6 protein-coding genes are annotated in these 5,834 nt (G+C 52.3%); 3 read left to right on the top strand and 3 right to left on the bottom strand.

What is annotated here, in order from left to right:
- The 3 genes from Q1K24_RS07620 to Q1K24_RS07610 form a co-directional block, all read right to left on the bottom strand.
- A partial coding sequence (locus Q1K24_RS07620) for an EAL domain-containing protein (protein ID WP_300368353.1) occupies window positions 1-2,072 on the bottom strand: 2,072 nt, incomplete at its 3' end.
- Window positions 2,073-2,981, bottom strand: coding sequence for a cytochrome c peroxidase (locus Q1K24_RS07615; protein WP_300368350.1), 909 nt, complete (start codon window positions 2,979-2,981; stop codon window positions 2,073-2,075).
- Window positions 2,982-3,060: 79 nt separating this feature from the next.
- Window positions 3,061-3,714 carry an MqnA/MqnD/SBP family protein gene (locus Q1K24_RS07610; protein ID WP_300368347.1) on the bottom strand — a complete coding sequence of 218 codons (654 nt, stop codon included), beginning with the start codon at window positions 3,712-3,714 and terminating at the stop codon, window positions 3,061-3,063.
- Between the two features lie 74 nt (window positions 3,715-3,788).
- On the opposite strand from Q1K24_RS07610, the gene Q1K24_RS07605 reads away from it, so the two are divergent.
- From Q1K24_RS07605 to Q1K24_RS07595, 3 genes are all read left to right on the top strand, one after another.
- Window positions 3,789-4,010, top strand: coding sequence for a MoaD/ThiS family protein (locus Q1K24_RS07605; RefSeq protein WP_300368344.1), 222 nt, complete (start codon window positions 3,789-3,791; stop codon window positions 4,008-4,010).
- 4 nt (window positions 4,011-4,014) lie between these two features.
- A complete protein-coding gene (locus tag Q1K24_RS07600) occupies window positions 4,015-4,455 on the top strand; it encodes a molybdenum cofactor biosynthesis protein MoaE (protein WP_300368341.1) in 441 nt (146 codons plus the stop codon).
- A 117-nt stretch (window positions 4,456-4,572) separates the two neighbouring features.
- Window positions 4,573-5,787 carry a molybdopterin molybdotransferase MoeA gene (locus Q1K24_RS07595; protein WP_300368338.1) on the top strand — a complete coding sequence of 405 codons (1,215 nt, stop codon included), beginning with the start codon at window positions 4,573-4,575 and terminating at the stop codon, window positions 5,785-5,787.
- The last annotated feature ends 47 nt before the right edge of the window (window positions 5,788-5,834 follow it).

The raw sequence follows: 5,834 nt of genomic DNA, 5'->3' as shown, positions 1-5,834 counted from the left end.
CCCAGATAATACCCCTGTGCATAATCGACGCCAAGCACTTTCACTTTGTCGAGAACCGCTTTCGAATGGACAAATTCGGCGACCGTCACCAGTTGCGCCCCTTTGGCGAAGTCGACGATCGTCTGAACGATCAGTTCGGCATGGGTGTTGTGGTCGACATCTTTGATCAGTGATCCGTCGATTTTGATAATGTCGATATCGAGCTGGAGCAGTTTTTCGAAATTGGAATATCCGCTTCCGAAATCGTCGATCGAAATTTTGCATCCATAGCGTTTGACCTGTCGTATAAATTCCGAGATGATCTCATAATCCTCGATCTCCTCGGTTTCGAGTATTTCGAAAACGATCAAAGAGGCGATCTCTTTGTACTCCTCCAGCAGAGCGAATATCTGCCTCTTGTCGTGTTCGCTGGTAATGTCTTCGGCAGAGAGATTGACACTGAAGGTAGCCTGCGTTTTTTCGGCAATCGTAAGAGTCTGCTTCAAAATCCGCGTCGTAATGACACCGCTCAGCTTGGCCTGTTTGGCCGCCTCGATAAAGAAGAAAGGTGCAATCGTTTCATGTTCGCCGATACGCAGACGGGCCAGTGCCTCGTATTTGAGCGTCTTTCCGCTTCGCAGATCGATAATGGGCTGGAAAAAAGGAATCACGGCATCCTGTGAAATCGCCGTCTTGAGCTGTCTGAGAGCATGAATGTTGCTGGCGATCGTTTCGGAGACATCCAGCGAGGGTTCGTAGATGGCATACCGTTTGCGTCTCGATGATTTGACCGTCTTGAGTGCCATATCGGCCGTTTCGAAAAGTTTTCCCGCCGTACTGGCACCGATCGAGATGGAGATATCGATGGCGAGATTGTCGATCGTGAAGGTCTCTTCATCGAAACGATCAAGAATGTCGACAATGACATACTTCAGATTTTGCGGATCATCACACTCAAAAAGGATGCCGAAATCGTCTCCACCGAGCCGATAGAGGTGTGCATCACTCCGCCTTGGCATCGTCTCTTCCAGCAGTTGCGCGACTGCCTGCAGCAGATGGTCGCCCACTGTCGAACCGTAAAATTCGTTGATATGCTTGAAACGGTCGATGTTGACGAGAATCAGTGCGGGATTTTTCATACGTTCATACTGCTGGACATAGGCTTCACGATTGCCAAGACCCGTCAGATGGTCGGTAATCAGGGACCGCTGGAGTTGCTCCTGGGTACGCTTGAGACGGATAAACTCTTTTTCGGAGTGGAAAACGAAATAGAGAACGATGCCGATCGTAACCAGATAGAGGATCAGCAGAATCACTCCAAGCTGGTTGATCTTTTGCAGTTCCGCCGAAGACTCCCGGGAAAAGAGATTCATGATGTTGTGCAGATCCCGCTGAATCGACGGGTCAAGAATGACTCGAAGCTGCCTGTGAAACTTCGGGAAAAGCTGGATAAAGAGATCGAGATGGCGAATGGAGGTCTCCAGCAATCTCTTTTTCGGTTTGCTGTCCGCTTCACCCATCATCCCCGTCAAGTCGTTTTTGTAGAGGGTCAGCTCTTTGATGAACGACTCATCAAGGGCATTTTTGGTAAGGAATAGACTCGCATTGATTTTCGAAAGCGTCAAAATGATTCTGCGTTCTCCCGGATCGTTGATATCGAAAAGGTCATAGGCTTTCAGAGCGAGCGTCGGAAGATAGATACTGCTGTTTTTCAATGAGGCATTGAGTGTCAGAAAAGTGTTGATCGTTTCGGCCAGCTCGGAGAAATGGCGTTTCAAGCGCAGAAGCGCCTGATAACTCTTTCTGTGATACTTGTTGGTGAGATGGGGATATTTCAGCAGACCATCGATCTGGCTGCGAATGCCATTGATCCTTTCGTAGATCAAGTCGTTGTTGAAATAGAGAAAATAGTTGGCTTCCAGAACCGTATGCTGCAGGGCAATGATTTCGGCATGCAGTGTCTGCAGATCCCGGTTGACGCGTTGCGGGATCTCGAATCCCTCTTTCATCTGGTTTTGCTGATAAAGCATCAAACCGACGCCGAGAAGCGCCGCCAGCAGTGCAACGACAACTTTAAAAAGCAATCTCTTCATTTATGGAGCCCCGTCGATAATAGCCGGCCTCTCTCCGGTCAATGTTTTCAAAAACGTTTCGATGGCAACAATCTCCTCTTCGCTCAACTCGAACCCAAGGTTGTGATAGGCCATTTTCTGCAGGGCTTCTTTGAGCGTTGCAACACTCCCATCGTGAAAGTAGGGAGCCGTCAACGTAATGTTGCGCAGCGTGGGAACTTTGTAGACATTCTTGTCTTTCGCATCATGGGTAATATCGTACCGATCCGGAAATTTTGCACTCCATCGGTATGGAATGATCAGTCCAAACTTCTGGAAACTGTTGCCCCCGATGTTGATGCCGTTGTGGCAGGTAATGCAGCCAAGCGTTTTAAAAAGGCGATACCCTTTCGCCTCGGAAGCGGAAAGGCTGATCTCTTTCCGAAGATATCGGTCGAATTTGCAATTGGGTGTGAAAAGGGCTTTTTCAAATTCGGCAATCGCATCGAGCATATCGTCGTATGTCGGAGGATGGTTGTAGATGGTTCGGAACGCCTGGTTGTAGTAACCGTTCTGTTCCAGATATTTCTCGATATCGCTCGGAATCATATCCATTTCAACGGGATTGTGGATCGGACCGTTCGCCTGATCTTTGAGGTCTTTGGCACGCCCATTCCAAAACTGCCGAAAATTGAAGTAGGCATTGTAGACGGCGGGGGCGTTGGCATTGCCTTTGGCGCCGTGTACACCGATGGAGACGGGCCTGGGATCGGCTCCGCCATGATCGAAATCGTGACAACTGTGGCAACTGATACTGTTGTCGGAAGAGATTTGGGGATCGAGAAAAAGCATTTTCCCAAGTTCCGCTTTGGCTTTGTCATAATCCACCTTCAGCGGAATGGGTTTGATCGGCTCATCCGCCCATCCGGGAAAGCAGATAAACAGAAGCATAAAAAATAAAGCTATATTATAATTTTTCTTTTTCACATACATAGGAAACATTATATCACATCACGGTTATAAGGACGTTTTAGGCCTGTTTCGCCAAGCGGAAAAAACGCTGGAGTGCCCGTTTTTCTCTCCAACCGATGCGATAGTGAATCCTGTCGAGATAATCCTGGAGTTGATGCACTTCGATGCCTCTGCGTTTTGCCTGCTCTTTGAGAATACGATAGGGAATTTTCTGGGGATGGGCGAAAAAACGTGCAGTCAGACGATTGATCCGCCGGATATACCCGGGATGGGCGCACAGACGGGCAAAGACAAAAGGAAGCGACTCCCGCGCTTTCCATGCTGCAGCCAGATCGATCCCCTCTCCCGGATGTTCCAGAAAATAGCGCAGCGCCCTGTCGCCGATGATCACCTCGCCCCGAAATCCCAGAACTTTCGCAAGCGCGTTGGAAGTGTCCGACGCTCTGTCCATCTTCGGGTCACCGGGCAGCAGGAGTACGCTTTGAACCTCGCCGTTCGCGACGATGCCGAAGTCGGTGCATCGGCACCCCCTGCTCTTGATGCTCGAAATCACCGCCGCGTCGATACGGCGTGCGCGAAAGGCACGATTGATGTCAGCAGGCACCGATCCGCGCTTCTGCCATGCCTTTTTCTCCGCGCTGTGTCGCAGATGACGTTTGAGAAAGAGGTGGAACGGGAGCAGGTTGAGATACTCTATTTTTCCGAAAATCATAGGCGCATTATATCCTAAGCCGCTTCGCCGATATGCTATAATCCTTCGAAAAATGCGGCAAAAAGGTTGAACAGATGGTCAAAGTGGAATTTCTGGGCCCCATCGGCAAAGCACCCGTCGAAATCGATGCCAGGACGCTCGCCGATGTCGCGAAGGTGCTGAAAGAGGATCCGGAGATCGCGAAATGGCTCGAACAGTCTGCGGTCGCCGTCAACGACACGATGGTGAACTCGCTCGATTTCCCACTCAAAGACGGCGACAGGGTTTCGCTGCTTCCTCCGGTATGTGGCGGGTAATACAATGCTGAAAATCTATCAGGGGCCTCTTCCCGTTTCCGAACTTCTAAGCGAATGGTACGGCGCCCATTACAACGAAAATTACGGCGCCATGGTCAATTTCGTGGGCACCATCCGCGAGGAAGGCGGCATCGACGCACTCAGTTTCGATATCTATCTCCCTGTTTTGGAACGATGGTTCGACGGCTGGAAAGCGAAACTCGAATCCAAAGGAGCTTTGCTTATGATGGCGCACAGCGAAGGGGACGTGCCGGTCCACACCTCCTCTTTCGCCTGCGCCATCTTCAGCCCGAAACGGCGTGTCGCCCTCGAAATGCTCGACGCATTCGTCGAGGATTTCAAAGCCAATGCGCCGATCTGGAAGTATGATGTCCGGGGTGGTGAACGCATCTACGCGGCCGACCGGTCCACGCCGATGCGCGGCAGCGGACTGTTGGCGGAGTGACAACCGGACAACGGACATCGAGATTCACTAACGTGAATCGGCATTGGGCATTGGATATTGGGGACGCCTCCTTTGCAATTCCCTGTTTTTCAATTTCCGAATTTTCAAAAGGCAGTAATGATTATGATCTCCTATGACGAATCGATGGATAAAATGAATGGAATCGTTGTCGAAGCGGTCGGCGTGGAAAAAGTCTATCTCACCGATACCCTGGGCCGTGTACTGGCCGAGAATATCGTCGCGAAAGAGAACTCGCCCGCCTATCCCACTTCGGCGATGGACGGTTATGCCGTCATTGGAGCGGACCAGACGCTCGGCACGCTCGAAATCATCGAAACGAACCCCGCAGGCAGCGACACCGAGGGGCTGAGAGTCGTTCCCGGAACGGCAATCAAAACCTTCACCGGCTCGCTGATGCCGGAGGGGGCCGATACACTGATCCCGATCGAAAACGTCACGGTCGAAGGGAACCGCATCCGTATCGACGAGCCTGTTCCGACCGGTTTTTCGGTCCGGCCCGTGGGCGAAAACTTCAAAGAGGGCGAAGTGCTGATCGAACGCGGATCGACGATCGGATTCGCCGAAATCGGCGTCATGGCGAGCCTGAATGTCGTCGCTCCCCTCGTCGTTCAGAAACCGAAAGTGGCGATTCTGGCCACCGGCAGCGAAGTGCTGGAGCTCGGCGAATGCAGCGACAACCCCGCACAGATACGCAGCTCCAACAATTACACGCTCGAAGCGCTCGTCGCGCAGCACGGCGGCGAAACGGTCCAGATGGGAAGCGTCCACGACGAACGCGCCGCCATCACCTTCGCGATGAAGGAGGCACTCCGAAGCGCCGACATCGTCGTCACGACGGGCGGCGTCAGCGTAGGCGACTACGACTTCGTCAAAGATGTCATCCGCGACGAACTCGGCTGCGACGTCGTCTTCAAAGGGGTGCTGATCAAACCGGGCCAGCATATCATGGTGGCGCAGAAGGGGAACCGCTTCATCGTCGCCCTCCCCGGTTTCGCCTACTCCTCCACCGTCACCTTCATCCTCTACGTACTGCCGATTCTATACCGCCTGCAGGGGCGCGAATACACCCTGCCGGTCGTCACGGCACGCATCCTCGACGGCTATCGGAAAAAGACGCGGAACAAAACGGAATTCGCCGCCTGCAACATCCGCCTGAAAGATGGGGAGTATGTCTGTGATTTCGAAGGGAAACGCACCGGCAGCAGCGCCATCATGACCAACATGCTGGGCGACGTGGGGCTCCTCTGGCTCGATGCGGACGAAGGAGACAAGGAACCCGGCGATCTGGCGAGGATCATTCTGCTGAAATAGTCGTTAGTCGTTAGTCGTTAGTCGTTAGTCGTTAGTCGTTAGTCGTT

Source organism: Hydrogenimonas sp. (assembly GCF_029932565.1).
In the GTDB taxonomy this organism is placed as follows: Bacteria; Campylobacterota; Campylobacteria; order Campylobacterales; family Hydrogenimonadaceae; genus Hydrogenimonas.
Note: the sequence above shows the minus strand (reverse complement) of the source record. Positions and strands in the feature narration are given on the sequence as shown.

Coding starts and splice junctions, on each gene's coding strand:
- Q1K24_RS07600 (WP_300368341.1), top strand. CDS start 4,015: ATGCTGAAAATCTATCAGGGGCCTCTTCCCGTTTCCGAACTTCTAAGC.
- Q1K24_RS07615 (WP_300368350.1), bottom strand. CDS start 2,981: ATGCTTCTGTTTATCTGCTTTCCCGGATGGGCGGATGAGCCGATCAAA.
- Q1K24_RS07605 (WP_300368344.1), top strand. CDS start 3,789: ATGGTCAAAGTGGAATTTCTGGGCCCCATCGGCAAAGCACCCGTCGAA.
- Q1K24_RS07595 (WP_300368338.1), top strand. CDS start 4,573: ATGATTATGATCTCCTATGACGAATCGATGGATAAAATGAATGGAATC.
- Q1K24_RS07610 (WP_300368347.1), bottom strand. CDS start 3,714: ATGATTTTCGGAAAAATAGAGTATCTCAACCTGCTCCCGTTCCACCTC.